This is a genomic window from Streptomyces sp. NPDC004539 (genome assembly GCF_040610055.1).
In the GTDB taxonomy this organism is placed as follows: domain Bacteria; phylum Actinomycetota; class Actinomycetes; order Streptomycetales; family Streptomycetaceae; genus Streptomyces.
Window position 1 is genome coordinate 570,050 of sequence record NZ_JBEXLS010000001.1, and the last position, 13,102, is coordinate 583,151.

Below are 13,102 nucleotides of genomic sequence, written 5' to 3' on the forward strand. Positions count from 1 at the left end.
GACCGGCATGGATCTGAAACTCCACCAGTGCTTCATCGCCGTGGACGACCACGACAAGGCCCTGCACTTCTACGTCGACGTCCTGGGTCTGGAGATCCGCAACGACGTGAGTTACGAGGACATGCGCTGGGTGACCGTGGGTTCGCCGCTCCAGCCGGACGTCTCCGTCGTCCTCGAACCGCCGGACGCGAACCCCGACGCCTCGCCGGCCGACCGTGAGGCGCTGAACCGGCTGCTCGCGAAGGGGCTGCTGCGCGGGGCGATCTTCGCGACCCCGGACTGCGACGCCCTCGCGTCCCGGGTCCGTGAGGCCGGGTACGACCTCCTCCAGGAGCCCATGGACCAGCCGTACGGCGTCCGCGACTGCGCGTTCCGCGACCCCGCCGGGAACCTCCTGCGCTTCATGGAGCGCCCGCTGTGACGGACGTCCGCTGGACCTACGCCTTCATCGACCGCCCCTCCCCCGTCTCGGCCGCGTTCTGGACGGCGGTGACGGGCACGGCCCTGTCCGAACCCCGGGGCGAGCGGGGCGAGTTCACGACGCTGCTGCCTCCCGAGGGGTACGACCCCTGCGTCAAGTTCCAGACGGTCGCCGAGGGTCCCGGCGGCGCGCATCCCGACTTCGCGGTCACAGACGTACGGGGTTTCGCGGCGCGGGCGCGGGAGCTGGGCGCCGAGACCGTCACCGACGACACCGATCTGGCCGTCCTGCGCTCCCCCGCCGGCCAGCTGTTCTGCGCGGTCCCCTGGCACGGCGAGTCGACCAGACCCCCGGTGTTCGGCGGCAGCCGCCTCGACCAGGTGAGCATCGACCTCCCCCCTTCCACCTATGAGCCCGAGATCGCCTTCTTCACCGCGCTTCTCCCCACATGGACCTCAACGCCCGGCTCCCTCCCGGAGTTCCACGTCCTCACCCCGCCCCCCGGCCTCCCCCTCCGCCTCCTCCTCCAGCGCACCGACCGCGAACAGCCCCTCTCCGCCCACCTCGACTTCGCCGCCGCCCCGGACATCCCCGAGGTCAGGACCCGTCACGAGCGGTCGGGCGCCCGCACGGTCGCCGAGTTCCCGTACTGGACGGTCCTGCGCGACCCGGACGACGGCCTGTACTGCCTGACGGCCCGCGACGCGGAGACGGGCGGCCTGCCGAGGGGCTAGGCCGGAAAGTCCTCGAACCCCACCGGAAAGTCCTCGACCTCCACCACCGCCCCTGCCGGAATCCCCCCGTACACGTGCGGGAACCCGCCCTCGTACTTCAGCGGCGCCCCCAGCCGCTCCGGGTCGATCACCAGCACGACGAGATCGCCCCCGCCGTCGCCGTACACGAGCTCAGCGGTCCCGGCGAGCTGCTCCCGGGTCGAGCAGTGCACGAACCCTTCGTCCGCGAGCGTCTTCCCCCGGGTCGACCACTCGTAGACCCCCCGCTCCCGCGCCTCCTCCCAGAGGACACGTTCGGTGAGGTGCAGGACACAGGGCCGGGTTCTGGACATGCCGACACGATAAATCAGGCCCCGCACACCGTGGGGATGTGCGGGACCTGGTCAGGTGGGACGCGTCAGCTGCTGCGCCGCGTGACGAACTCGGCCAGCGCCAGCAGCCCTTCCGCCCGCTCAGGTTCCCGTACGGCCCGGGCCAGCTCCCCCACGGCCGTCCCCATCCGGTCCGCGGCCTCGGCCTGGGCCCAGTCCCTCCCCCCGGCCCGCTCGACCAGGAGTGCCGTCCTCTCCAGCTCCCCCTCCACGTACGGCCCCACGTACAGCGCCGCCAGTTCCTCGGCCGCCACTCCGCCGGAGGCCAGCGCGGCGACGACCGGCAGCGACTTCTTGCGGGCGGTGAGGTCGGCCCCGGCGGGCTTCCCGGTGTGCAGGGGATCGCCCCATATCCCGATGATGTCGTCGATGAGCTGGAACGCGAGCCCGGCCTGTCGCCCGAACGCGTCGAGGGAGTCGACCTCCTCGGCGGACCCCCCGCCGTAGAGCCCCCCGATCGCGCAGGCGCACCCGAGCAGCGCCCCGGTCTTGGCCTCGGCCATCCGCAGCACCTCGGCGAGCCCCACCGCGCGGGGATCGCGCGACTCCAGCGCGGTGTCGACCTGCTGCCCCTCGCACAGTTCGATGACGCAGTCGGTGAGCCGCCCGACGGCGGGCACGGCCGCGGGGTGGGTATCACCCGCGAGGAGCCGCAGCGCGAGCGCCTGGAGCGCGTCGCCGGAGAGGATCGCGTCGGGGTCGCCGAACACGTGCCACGCGGTGGCGCGGTGCCGGCGGGTGGGGTCGCGGTCCATGACGTCGTCGTGCAACAGCGTGAAGTTGTGGACGAGTTCGACGGCGGCGGCGGCCCGCACCGCGGCCGTCCGGGCCCGCGCGCCCCCGACCGCCTCGGCGGCGGCCAGCACCAGCGCGGGCCGGATCGCCTTCCCGGCGTTCCCGGTGACCGCCCGCCCGGCCGCGTCCTGCCAGCCGAAGTGGTAGCGGGCGATCCGCCGCATCTCGGGCGGCAGCGAGTCGACGGCGGACCTGAGGACGGGGTCGACCTCGGCCCGCGCCCGGTCGAGGATCGCGAGCGCCTCCTGCCCGCCGTCCACGGACACCCCCGGTACCGAGACGGTCACGTGCGCACCCGCCCCGAAGGGCGGGCACGCACGTCGTGACGGGTGGTCACCAACGACCGACCTCGACGTTCTCCAGGACCCCGAGGGCGTCCGGGACTAGGACGGCGGCCGAGTAGTAGGCGGTGACCAGGTACTTGATGATGGCCTGTTCGTTGATGCCCATGAACCGCACGGACAGGCTGGGCTCGATCTCGTCGGGCAGCCCGGACTGGCGCAGCCCGATGACGCCCTGGTCCTTCTCGCCGAGACGCATCGCGATGATGGAGCTGGTGCGCGCCTCGGTGACGGGGATCTTGTTGCACGGGTAGATCGGGACGCCGCGCCAGGTCGGGATGCGGTTGCCGTCGATGTCGATCGTCTCGGGGACGAGCCCGCGCTTGTTCAGCTCGCGGCCGAACGCGGCGATCGCGCGCGGGTGGGCGAGGAACAGCTTCGTGCCGCGCCGGCGGCTGAGCAGTTCGTCCATGTCGTCGGGGCCCGGGACGCCGTCGTGCGGCTGGATGCGCTGGTCGTACTCGCAGTTGGTGAGGAGGCCGAACTCGCGGTTGTTGACCAGCTCGTGCTCCTGACGCTCCTTGAGCGCCTCGACCGTGAGCCGCAGCTGCTGCTCGGTCTGGTTCATGGGCTGGTTGTAGAGGTCGGCGACGCGCGAGTGGATGCGCAACACCGTCTGGGCGATGCTGAGTTCGTACTCGCGGGGCTTCGCGTCGTAGTCGACGAAGGTGTGCGGGATGTCCGGTTCGCCGGAGTGGCCCGCGGCCAGGTCGACGGCCTTCTCACCGTACTTGTTCGTGTTCTGCTCGGGGATCGCGCGCAGTTCCTGAAGGTGCCCGCTCAGCGAGTCCGCGCGTTCGGTGACCTGCTCGAAGTCCTGCCGGGAGAGGGTGAGGACGGTGCAGGGGGTGGCCGCGCGGGCGGTGTACTCCCAGATCGCGTCGGCGTCCAGGAGGGCCTGGTCGCCGAAGTAGGCGCCGTCGGCGAGGACGCCGAGGACCTGGTCGTCGCCGTAGGGGCCGGTGCCGACCTTCTCGACGCGGCCGTGCGCCAGCATGAACACTTCGTCGTTCTGGCTGCCGAAGGAGGCGATGACCTCGCCGGCGCCGATCTCGCGCTGCCGGGCCCGCGAGGCGAGTTCGGTGAGGACCTCCAGGTCCTCGTAGCCGCGCAGTGCGGGCAGTTCGCCCAGTTCGGCGGGGATGACCTCGACGCGGTCGCCGGTCTTGACGAACGTGATGCGGCCGTCGCCGACCGCGTAGGTGAGCCGCCGGTTCACCCGGTACGTACCGCCCTGGACGTCGACCCACGGCAGCGTGCGCAGCAGCCAGCGGGAGCTGATCTCCTGCATCTGCGGCACGGACTTGGTGGTGGTGGCCAGGTTCCGCGCGGCGGCCGTTCCGAGGCTCTGCTGGGGCCTGCCCTCTTCGGAGCGGACCTCTTCGCCTACCGACATGGTGTGTTGCCCTCCCGCTCATGCGCTGGCACGTGGTGCGCCAGGCACTCATCTCGCGGGCAAGCTTTCCGCAGTGGCGCGGCCAGTGGTATTACCCGAAAGAGCGGGAATGGATCATCACAAGAGTGGGAAGAGGCACGTTTCCCCGAACATTGTTCGACAATGGTCCCCGTGTCCCTCCCCTCCCCCCTCGAAGAGATCGAGGACGAACGTTTCACCAGGTACGGCGTCCGGCTCCTCCTGAAACGCGACGACCTGATCCACCCCACCCTGATCGGCAACAAGTACCGCAAACTGACCCCCAACCTGAAGGCGGCGGCCGGCCGCCCGGTCCTCACCTTCGGCGGCGCCTACTCCAACCACCTCCGCGCGACGGCCGCCGCCGGCCGCCTCCTCGGCCTCCCCACGATCGGCGTCGTCCGCGGCGACGAACTCGCCACCCGCCCCCTGAACCCCTCCCTGGCCCACTGCGCGGCCGACGGCATGCGCCTGCACTTCGTCGACCGCGCCACCTATCGCGACAAGTCGACACCGTCGACACTCACGGACATCCTCCGCGCCGCCCACGCCGAGGACGCGTACGTCGTCCCCGAGGGCGGCAGCAACGCGGCGGCCGTACGCGGCTGCCGGGCCCTGGGCGAGGAACTGGCCGAGGCCGGACTCGAAACCGGGGCTGGAATCGACGTCGCCGCGATCGCCTGCGGCACGGGCGGCACCCTGGCGGGCCTCTCGGCGGGCCTCGCCCCATCCCAACGGGCCCTGGGAATCCCGGTGTTGAAGGGCGACTTCCTCACGAAGGACATCCAGGCGCTCCAACGCGAGGCATTCGGCCGGGAGTTCCCCAACTGGCGCCTCGACCCCCGCTTCCACTTCGGCGGCTACGCCCGCACGCCCCCCGAACTGGAGGATTTCGCCCGGGACTTCGAGGACCGCCACGGCCTCCCGGTCGAGCGCCTGTATGTCGCCAAATCGCTGTACGCACTTGTCACCCTGACCCACGAAGGCGCCTTCCCGCGCGGGACGGCACTCGCGGCGGTGATCACCGGGACGCCGTTCGTCACTCCGCCTCCCGGTACGCCGCAGCCTCCTCCAGGTCCAGCCTCCTGAGCAGCGTCCGCAGCATCTCGTCGTCGATGTACCGGCCGTCCCGCAGCCGGACGAACATCTCCCGCTCGGCGCTGATCATCTCCCCCGACAGCCGCCGGTACGTGTCGTCGACGCTCTCCCCGGTCACCGGGTTGACCTGTCCGAGCCGTTCCCAGACGGCGTTGCGGCGGCGTTCGAGGACCGATCGGAGGCGGTCGGCGAGGGGCGGCGGGAGGGTGTTGCGCTCGTCCGCCAGCAGTTCGTCGAGGCGTTCCTCGGCGACCCGCGACGCCTGTGCCTGGGCGTTCGCCTCCGCGAGGGTCATCGCCTGCCGGTCGGCCTCGGGGAACTTGAGGAGCCGGATCAGCGGGGGCAGCGTCAGCCCCTGGAGGACGAGCGTGCCGATGACGGTCGTGAACGTCAGGAAGAGCACGAGATCCCGCTCGGGGAACGGCTCCTCGCTGTGGTGGAGGGTCAGCGGCACGGAGAACGCGATGGCCAGCGAGACGACGCCCCGCATGCCGGCCCACCCGACGACCACGGGCGCGCGCCAGGTCGGATCGTCCTCGCGCTCACGGATGCGTCTCGACAGCACGCGGGGCAGGAAGGTCGCCGGGAACACCCACAGGAAGCGGGCGGCGACGACCACGAGGAACACGGCGATCGCGTACCAGGCGGCGTCGACGGCGTCGTACTCGTCCAGGCCCTTGAGGACGACCGGGAGCTGGAGGCCGATCAGGGCGAAGACGGCGGACTCCAGGACGAAGGCGACCATCTTCCAGACGGCGGACTCCTGGAGGCGGGTGGCGAAGTCGACCTCCCACGCGCGGTGGCCCAGATACAGCGCGACCACGACGACGGCGATCACCCCGGAGGCGTGGAACTGCTCGGCGACCGAGTAGGCCACGAAGGGGATGAGCAGGGAGAGCGTGTTCTGGAGGAGGGGTTCCTTGAGGTGGGTGCGCAGCCAGTGCAGGGGGGCCATGAGGGCGAGCCCGACGGCCGTGCCGCCGACCGCCGCGAGCAGGAACTCCCCGATGCCGCCCGCCCAGGAGGCCCCCTCGCCGACGGCCGCCGCGACGGCGACCTTGTAGGCGGTGATCGCGGTCGCGTCGTTCAGCAGGGACTCGCCCTGGAGGATCGTCGTGATCCGGGACGGCAACCCCACACGGCGTGCGACCGCGGTGGCGGCGACGGCGTCCGGGGGCGCGACGACGGCCCCGAGGACGAGAGCCGCGGTCAGCGGCATCCCGGGGACCAGCGCGTAGACGGCCCACCCGACGGCGAGCGTCGCGAAGAGCACGTACCCGACCGACAGCAGCGCGACGGGCCGCATCTGGGCGCGCAGGTCCAGGTACGAGCTGTCGGCGGCGGAGGTGTACAGCAGGGGCGGCAGGAGCAGCGGGAGGACGATCTCCGGGTCCAGCGCGTAGTCGGGCACCCCGGGGACGTACGACACCGCGAGGCCCGCCGCGACGAGCAGCAGCGGCGCCGGCACCGGGGTGCGCCGGGCCGCCGCCGCGATCGCGGCACTGGCCGCCACCAGCAGAAGGAGCGGCATCACATCCATGTCGGGCCCACCTGTTTCGTTCCTCGGTTTTTCCGCGCGGTGATCCGTACGGCCGTCGTAACCTGGCCATCATGAAACAGTGCACGCACGCCGACGCGCTGCCGGACCCCGATCCCACGCCGCTGAGCGCGACGTGTCCGGAGTGTCTGCGGGCCGGTACCCACCCGGTGCAGTTGCGCCTGTGCCTGACGTGCGGGCACGTCGGCTGCTGCGACACCTCGCCCGGACGCCACGCGACCCTGCATCATGACGAGACGGGCCATCCGGTGATGCGGACGTTCGAGCCCGGCGAGGACTGGCGGTGGTGCTTTGTGGATCACGTCCTGGTGTGATCGGGAGCGGGTACGGTTCGGGAGTCTGATGCCGGGGTACGTCAACCCGGCGCGCGCTCTTCCGATTTGGGCCCGCAGACCCCCTAGACACGGAGCGTATTCAGAGTTTTACTGTGAGTGACGCCATGGGGTCGGGGTCCCGGGACAGGACGCAGGTGAGCGCGATAGCGTCACCGCTGCACCACACTTCGCGTTACCCCGGGGGGCGACGACCCTCGGCCCGAACAGCTTGTACCACCTTGGAGGTGAGGGTGTCCCAGATCGCAGGCGAGCCCGCGACCCAGGACTTCGTGGAAGTCCGGCTGCCGGCCGCGGGTGCCTACCTGTCGGTGCTGCGGACGGCCACGGCCGGCCTCGCGGCCCGTTTGGACTTCACCCTGGACGAGATCGAGGACCTGCGCATCGCGGTGGACGAGGCGTGCGCGATCCTGCTCCAGCAGGCCGTGCCCGGTTCGGTGCTCGGCTGCGTGTTCCGCCTCGTCGACGACTCGCTGGAGGTGACCGTCTCCGCGCCGACGACAGACGGGCACGCGCCCGCGCGGGACACGTTCGCGTGGACCGTGCTGTCCGCGCTCGCGGGCAAGGTGTCCTCCGCCGTCGACGACGACAAGACCGTCTCGATCAGCCTCTACAAACAGCGCGGCGCGGGCCCCGGGCCGGCGTGAGGGACGGGGACGGGCCGGTGCAAGGCGAAGAGCGCGGCGCGCGTCCGCCGGGCGGGGAGGGCCTCCTCCCGGACGGCGCCCGCCGCACGGCGGACGGCGTCGACGGCATTCCCGAGCAGGCCCGGCCGCATCCTCAGGAGGACGACGGGCGGGATCGGGACGGTGCGCAGGGCACCCCTGGCCGGGCCAGGACGGCTCGACAAAGGGCAACGGGCGGGACGATGAGCGAGCACGAGCGGGACGAGCGACAGGGCGGCGTGGCCGCCGCGCCACACGGTCACCAGGACCGCAGCGAGGCGCGGGCCCTCTTCGTCACGCTGCGGGGGCTGCCGGACGGCAGCCCCGAGTACGCGGAGCTGCGCAACCGGCTGGTCCGGATGCATCTCCCGCTGGTCGAGCATCTCGCGCGGCGCTTCCGCAACCGGGGCGAGCCGCTGGACGACCTGACGCAGGTCGCCACGATCGGGCTCATCAAGTCCGTGGACCGCTTCGACCCCGACCGCGGCGTGGAGTTCTCCACGTACGCGACTCCGACGGTCGTCGGTGAGATCAAGCGGCACTTCCGGGACAAGGGGTGGGCCGTCCGCGTCCCGCGCCGGCTCCAGGAGCTGCGGCTCGCGCTCACCACCGCCACCGCCGAGCTCTCCCAGCTGCACGGGCGGTCCCCCACCGTCCACGAACTCGCCGAGAAGCTGGCGATCTCCGAGGAGGAGGTCCTGGAGGGCCTGGAGTCCGCCAACGCGTACTCCACCCTCTCGCTGGACGTCCCGGACACGGACGACGAGTCCCCGGCCGTCGCGGACACGCTGGGCGCGGAGGACGAGGCCCTGGAGGGCGTCGAGTACCGCGAGTCCCTCAAGCCGCTCCTCGAAGACCTCCCGCCCCGCGAGAAGCGCATCCTCCTCCTGCGGTTCTTCGGGAACATGACCCAGTCCCAGATCGCCCAGGAGGTCGGCATCTCCCAGATGCACGTCTCCCGCCTGCTGGCCCGCACCCTCGCCCAGCTCCGGGAGAAGCTGCTCGTCGAGGAGTGAGGGCCCGCCACCGCGGGGGCACAGCGCTTGCGGGTGCGGGGGTCAGTCCTGGGCGTTGCCGGGACCGCGGATGCCGAGTGCGCGGGTCGTCTCGCCGTTGACGAGGAGGACGAGGGCGACGACGGCGACGACGCCCAGCGCGATCCCCGCCGGAATGGCGACGCTGTCCGCCCGGAGCAGGGTGAAGGCGACGGGGAGCGCCATCACCTGCGTGACGACGGCGGGACCCCGGCTCCAGCTGCGCCGCTTCAGCAGCCCCCGCGCGGCGAGCAGCGGCAGCAGCGCGAGCACGGCCAGCGTGATCCCGCCGGTCACCGCGCCCTGCCGGTCGTCGGCGTCCCCACCGAGCCCCACGACCAGCATCCACACACCCCCCGCCAGCAACGCGGCCCCCTCCAGCCCGGCCAGCACGGCGGCGTACGTCAGCTTGCGGGGCCGAGGCCCGTCGGGGGTCCCGCCATCCACCGCACCGGTGTCCTGAGAGGGCCCAGCGGCCTTGTCGCTACTCACCCCTGAAGCGTAGCGGCCCACCCCGAACCACCCCGGCCCACAGCCCCTTCACCGGCCGACGCACACACCCGGCCCGACGCCGTCCCCGGCCGACTACCGTGCGTAAACCCACCCCACTCCCCGCGCACACCCCCCGCGCCCGCCCGCACCCCGCACTCCCCCCGCCCCACCCTCCCCGAAGCACCCCCAACCCCTCGCGCCCCCACAACACCTCCACGCGCCCCCGGCCCCCGCCCCCCGGCGGAGCCGGGCGTGGTGAGTGTCACCGGGGGATCTCTTACCGCTTCCCTACCTCGGCCTGTGCCCGGTACCACCCAGTAGGTACGCTGCAATCCATGCGTGCACTTCTTGTGGTCAATCCGGCGGCGACGACGACGAGTGCGCGTACCCGTGACGTGCTGATCCACGCGCTGGCGAGCGAGATGAAGCTGGAAGCCGTGACGACGGAGTACCGGGGCCACGCCCGGGACCTCGGCCGGCAGGCGGCGCAGAGCTCGGACATCGACCTGGTGGTGGCCCTCGGCGGCGACGGCACGATCAACGAGGTCGTGAACGGCCTCCTGACCGACGGCCCGGACCCGGACCGCCTGCCGGGCCTCGCGGTCGTGCCCGGCGGCTCCACGAACGTGTTCGCGAGAGCCCTGGGCCTGCCCAACGACCCGGTGGAGTCGACGGGCGCCCTGCTGGACGCGCTGCGGCGGGGCAGTGAACGGACGGTCGGCCTGGGCCTCGCCTCCGGGACCCCCGGTACGGAGGACGAAGCCGTCCCCGCCCGCTGGTTCACCTTCAACGCCGGCCTCGGATTCGACGCGAAAGTCATCGGCCGGGTCGAGCAACAGCGGGAACGTGGAAGGAAATCCACACACGCTCTTTACCTTCAGCAGGCACTCCGTCAGTTTTTCGGAGAACCCCACCGCCGCCACGGAACGATCACCCTGGAACGGGCCGGAGAAGAACCCGTGACCGATTTGGTGATGTCCATAGTCTGCAACACGGCTCCGTGGACCTATCTGGGCAATCGCCCGGTGTACGCATCGCCTAAGGCTTCGTTCGATACCGGCCTCGATGTTCTCGGTCTGAGCCGCCTCTCGACCCCCGCACTCGCCCGGTATGCCACACAATTGCTGCTTTCGTCCCCCGAGAAGGGCCCCCAGGGCAAGCACGCGGTCTCCCTCCACGACGTGGACCGGTTCACCTTGCATTCGAAGGTGCCGCTCCCGCTCCAGATGGACGGAGACCACCTCGGACTGCGCACCAGCGTGACGTTCACAGGCGTACGCCGGGCACTGCGTGTGATTGTGTGAGCAGAAAGGGCGGAAGTCCTTTCACTCGAACGTTTAGGCCAGGGTCCACCCCTTGGAAGTACGGCTGTGACCCAGTCGACACCGAGGAATCAAAAAAAACTTTCCAGAAGGGGTTGTATCCGCCGCTGAGGTTTGCGAGTCTCTACGTGGCGATCGGGACAGCCCGCAACACCGGCATCCACTGATCACCGGAACCCCTCTTCACGCACCAGGACCTCGTCGGGCTCCGCTCGACCGGTGGCCCTTCCCTTGTTGAGGGATTCGTGAAAGCGTTCACATTCACAAGCAACCTGCACGTAACACCCAAGGAGAGGTAGCAGCCATGGACTGGCGTCACAACGCCGTTTGCCGCGAGGAAGACCCCGAGCTCTTCTTCCCCATCGGCAACACCGGTCCTGCGCTGCTGCAGATCGAGGAAGCCAAGGCCGTCTGCCGGCGCTGTCCCGTGATGGACCAGTGTTTGCAGTGGGCGCTCGAGTCCGGCCAGGACTCCGGCGTCTGGGGTGGTCTCAGCGAGGACGAGCGCCGTGCCATGAAGCGCCGCGCCGCCCGCAACCGGGCCCGTCAGGCTTCTGCCTGACCTGTCCGCCCCGCGAAAACAGCCTGAGGTTGGCGGCGCGTACAGCAGGTACGCATCTCCCGCCCCCGAACCGCAGCGCGCAGTACCCCCGAGCGCTCAGTACGACTTGCACAACTTGCACGAGTACCGCAGCAGGGAGCACTAGCCCCGGCCACTTGGTCCGGGGCTCTTTGCTGTCCGGCGGCCGTCCCCGTCCGGTGTCAGCTCACTTCTGCGCCCGCACCGGCACGTCCAGGATCACCCGCGTCCCGCCCTCCGGCCCCGCCACCATGTCGAAGCTGCCCCCCAACTCCCCTTCCACCAGCGTCCGGACGATCTGCAACCCGAGGTTGCCCGAGGTGTGCGGATCGAACCCGGCCGGCAGCCCGACCCCGTCGTCCTGGACGGTGACGAGCAGCCGCGCCTCCTTCGTCGACCCCCCGCGCACGGCGCTCACCTCGACGGTCCCGGTCTCGCCCTCGCGGAAGCCGTGCTCCAGCGCGTTCTGCAAGATCTCGGTGAGAACCATCGACAGCGGCGTCGCCACCTCCGCGTCGAGAATCCCGAACCGCCCGGTCCGCCGCCCGGTCACCTTGCCCGGCGAGATCTCGGCGACCATCGCGAGCACCCGGTCGGCGATCTCGTCGAACTCCACCCGCTCGTCCAGGTTCTGAGACAGCGTCTCGTGGACGATGGCGATCGACCCGACCCGCCGGACCGCCTCCTCCAGCGCCTCCCGCCCCCGCTCGGACTCGATCCGCCGGGCCTGGAGCCGCAGCAGCGCGGCCACCGTCTGGAGGTTGTTCTTCACCCGGTGGTGGATCTCCCGGATGGTCGCGTCCTTGGTGATCAACTCCCGCTCGCGGCGGCGCAGTTCGGTGACGTCCCGGAGCAGGACCAGGGAACCGATGCGGGTGCCCTTGGGTTTGAGGGGGATCGCCCGGAACTGGATCACCCCGTCGTTCGCCTCGATCTCGAACTCGCGGGGCGCCCAGCCGCTGGCGACCTTGGCGAGCGCCTCGTCCACCGGGCCCCGGGTGGGGGCGAGTTCGGCCGTCGTCTGCCCCAGGTTGTGGCCCACGAGGTCGGAGGCGAGGCCCATGCGGTGGTACGCGGAGAGCGCGTTCGGGGAGGCGTACTGGACGATGCCGTCCGCGTCGAGGCGGATCAGGCCGTCGCCGACGCGCGGGGCGGCGTCCATGTCCATCTGCTGGCCGGCGAACGGGAAGGCGCCCGCCGCGATCATCTGGGCGAGGTCGGAGGCGCTCTGGAGGTAGGTCAGCTCCAGGCGGCTCGGGGTGCGGACGGTCAGCAGGTTGGTGTTGCGGGCGATGACGCCGAGGACGCGGCCCTCACGCCGGACGGGGATGGACTCGACCCGGACGGGGACCTCCTCGCGCCACTCCGGGTCGCCCTCGCGGACGATGCGGCCCTCGTCGTGGGCGACGTCCAGGAGGGGGCGGCGGCCCCGGGGAACCAGGTGGCCGACCATGTCGTCCTGGTAGGAGGTGGGACCGGTGTTGGGGCGCATCTGCGCCACCGAGACGTAGCGTGTGCCGTCGCTCGTCGGGACCCACAGCACCAGGTCGGCGAAGGAGAGGTCGGAGAGCAGCTGCCACTCCGAGACCAGCAGGTGCAGCCACTCCAGGTCGGAGTCGTCGAGGGCGGTGTGCTGGCGTACGAGTTCGTTCATGGAGGGCACATGGGCGAGCGTACCCGCCGGTTTGTCGCTGGCCGAAACGTGACGTTCGTACGAGGTGCTGGTTCCCATCGTCTCGGCATACCCCGCGCGACCGGCGGTGTACGCCTCTGAAAACACCCGCGGGCCGCGGCGCCTGGAGGGACCCTCAACCCTCGCGGCACCGCAGCCCGGAGCAATCTCGGCCGCGGGGTGTGCGGTCCCGGCCGGCCGAAAGGTGAGGAGCCGGGGCAGTCAGGGCAGAGAGCTCCGGGTCCTCGGTCCGCCCTCCTGTGCGGGGAGAGC

14 protein-coding genes are annotated in these 13,102 nt (G+C 71.1%); 8 read left to right on the forward strand and 6 right to left on the reverse strand.

Annotated elements, in window-relative coordinates:
* Positions 1 to 7 precede the first annotated feature (7 nt).
* Positions 8 to 421, forward strand: coding sequence for a VOC family protein (locus ABZX85_RS02460; protein WP_355861812.1), 414 nt, complete (start codon positions 8 to 10; stop codon positions 419 to 421).
* On the forward strand, positions 418 to 1,155 hold the full coding sequence (locus ABZX85_RS02465; RefSeq protein WP_355861814.1) for a VOC family protein: 738 nt from the start codon (positions 418 to 420) through the stop codon (positions 1,153 to 1,155). Before ABZX85_RS02460 ends, ABZX85_RS02465 begins: the two co-directional genes overlap by 4 nt.
* Here the strand turns inward: ABZX85_RS02465 and ABZX85_RS02470 are convergent.
* The 3 genes from ABZX85_RS02470 to ABZX85_RS02480 all read right to left on the reverse strand — a co-directional run bounded on the left by ABZX85_RS02470 (position 1,152) and on the right by ABZX85_RS02480 (position 4,058).
* Positions 1,152 to 1,487: a DUF952 domain-containing protein gene (locus tag ABZX85_RS02470; protein WP_355861816.1), complete on the reverse strand. Its 336-nt coding sequence runs from the start codon at positions 1,485 to 1,487 to the stop codon at positions 1,152 to 1,154. The genes ABZX85_RS02465 and ABZX85_RS02470 overlap by 4 nt on opposite strands.
* A gap of 65 nt (positions 1,488 to 1,552) precedes the next feature.
* The gene (locus ABZX85_RS02475; protein ID WP_355861818.1) at positions 1,553 to 2,608 is read right to left on the reverse strand and encodes a family 2 encapsulin nanocompartment cargo protein polyprenyl transferase; all 1,056 of its coding nucleotides are present in this window, start codon (positions 2,606 to 2,608) and stop codon (positions 1,553 to 1,555) included.
* 46 nt (positions 2,609 to 2,654) lie between these two features.
* Positions 2,655 to 4,058 (reverse strand): family 2B encapsulin nanocompartment shell protein, encoded by a 1,404-nt coding sequence (locus tag ABZX85_RS02480; RefSeq protein ID WP_355861820.1) that lies wholly within the window; start codon positions 4,056 to 4,058, stop codon positions 2,655 to 2,657.
* 162 nt (positions 4,059 to 4,220) lie between these two features.
* Here ABZX85_RS02480 and ABZX85_RS02485 point away from each other — a divergent pair, with 162 nt between their 5' ends.
* Complete coding sequence (locus ABZX85_RS02485; RefSeq protein WP_355861822.1) at positions 4,221 to 5,165, forward strand: pyridoxal-phosphate dependent enzyme; 945 nt, start codon at positions 4,221 to 4,223, stop codon at positions 5,163 to 5,165.
* On the opposite strand, the gene ABZX85_RS02490 is transcribed toward ABZX85_RS02485, so the two are convergent.
* Positions 5,116 to 6,714, reverse strand: coding sequence for a Na+/H+ antiporter (locus tag ABZX85_RS02490; RefSeq protein ID WP_355861824.1), 1,599 nt, complete (start codon positions 6,712 to 6,714; stop codon positions 5,116 to 5,118). The genes ABZX85_RS02485 and ABZX85_RS02490 overlap by 50 nt on opposite strands.
* 71 nt (positions 6,715 to 6,785) lie before the next feature.
* Here ABZX85_RS02490 and ABZX85_RS02495 point away from each other — a divergent pair, with 71 nt between their 5' ends.
* The 3 genes from ABZX85_RS02495 (at position 6,786) to ABZX85_RS02505 (ending at position 8,745) form a co-directional block, all read left to right on the forward strand.
* Positions 6,786 to 7,046, forward strand: coding sequence for a UBP-type zinc finger domain-containing protein (locus ABZX85_RS02495; RefSeq protein ID WP_355861826.1), 261 nt, complete (start codon positions 6,786 to 6,788; stop codon positions 7,044 to 7,046).
* Positions 7,047 to 7,297: 251 nt separating this feature from the next.
* Positions 7,298 to 7,711, forward strand: coding sequence for an anti-sigma regulatory factor (locus ABZX85_RS02500; protein WP_010353612.1), 414 nt, complete (start codon positions 7,298 to 7,300; stop codon positions 7,709 to 7,711).
* Positions 7,708 to 8,745, forward strand: a complete 1,038-nt coding sequence (locus ABZX85_RS02505; protein WP_355861828.1) for an RNA polymerase sigma factor SigF — start codon at positions 7,708 to 7,710, stop codon at positions 8,743 to 8,745. The genes ABZX85_RS02500 and ABZX85_RS02505 overlap by 4 nt, the downstream gene beginning before the upstream one ends.
* A gap of 42 nt (positions 8,746 to 8,787) precedes the next feature.
* Here the strand turns inward: ABZX85_RS02505 and ABZX85_RS02510 are convergent, their stop codons facing one another.
* Entirely contained in the window at positions 8,788 to 9,210 is a 423-nt protein-coding gene (locus ABZX85_RS02510) for a hypothetical protein (RefSeq protein WP_355862310.1), read from the reverse strand.
* A gap of 380 nt (positions 9,211 to 9,590) precedes the next feature.
* Between ABZX85_RS02510 and ABZX85_RS02515 the strand changes: the two genes are divergently transcribed.
* Positions 9,591 to 10,559, forward strand: coding sequence for a diacylglycerol kinase family protein (locus tag ABZX85_RS02515; RefSeq protein WP_355861830.1), 969 nt, complete (start codon positions 9,591 to 9,593; stop codon positions 10,557 to 10,559).
* Between the two features lie 322 nt (positions 10,560 to 10,881).
* Positions 10,882 to 11,139, forward strand: a complete 258-nt coding sequence (locus ABZX85_RS02520) for a WhiB family transcriptional regulator (RefSeq protein WP_006142322.1) — start codon at positions 10,882 to 10,884, stop codon at positions 11,137 to 11,139.
* 205 nt (positions 11,140 to 11,344) lie between these two features.
* On the opposite strand, the gene ABZX85_RS02525 is transcribed toward ABZX85_RS02520, so the two are convergent.
* A complete protein-coding gene (locus ABZX85_RS02525; protein ID WP_355862312.1) occupies positions 11,345 to 12,811 on the reverse strand; it encodes a PAS domain-containing sensor histidine kinase in 1,467 nt (488 codons plus the stop codon).
* Positions 12,812 to 13,102: the final 291 nt, after the last annotated feature.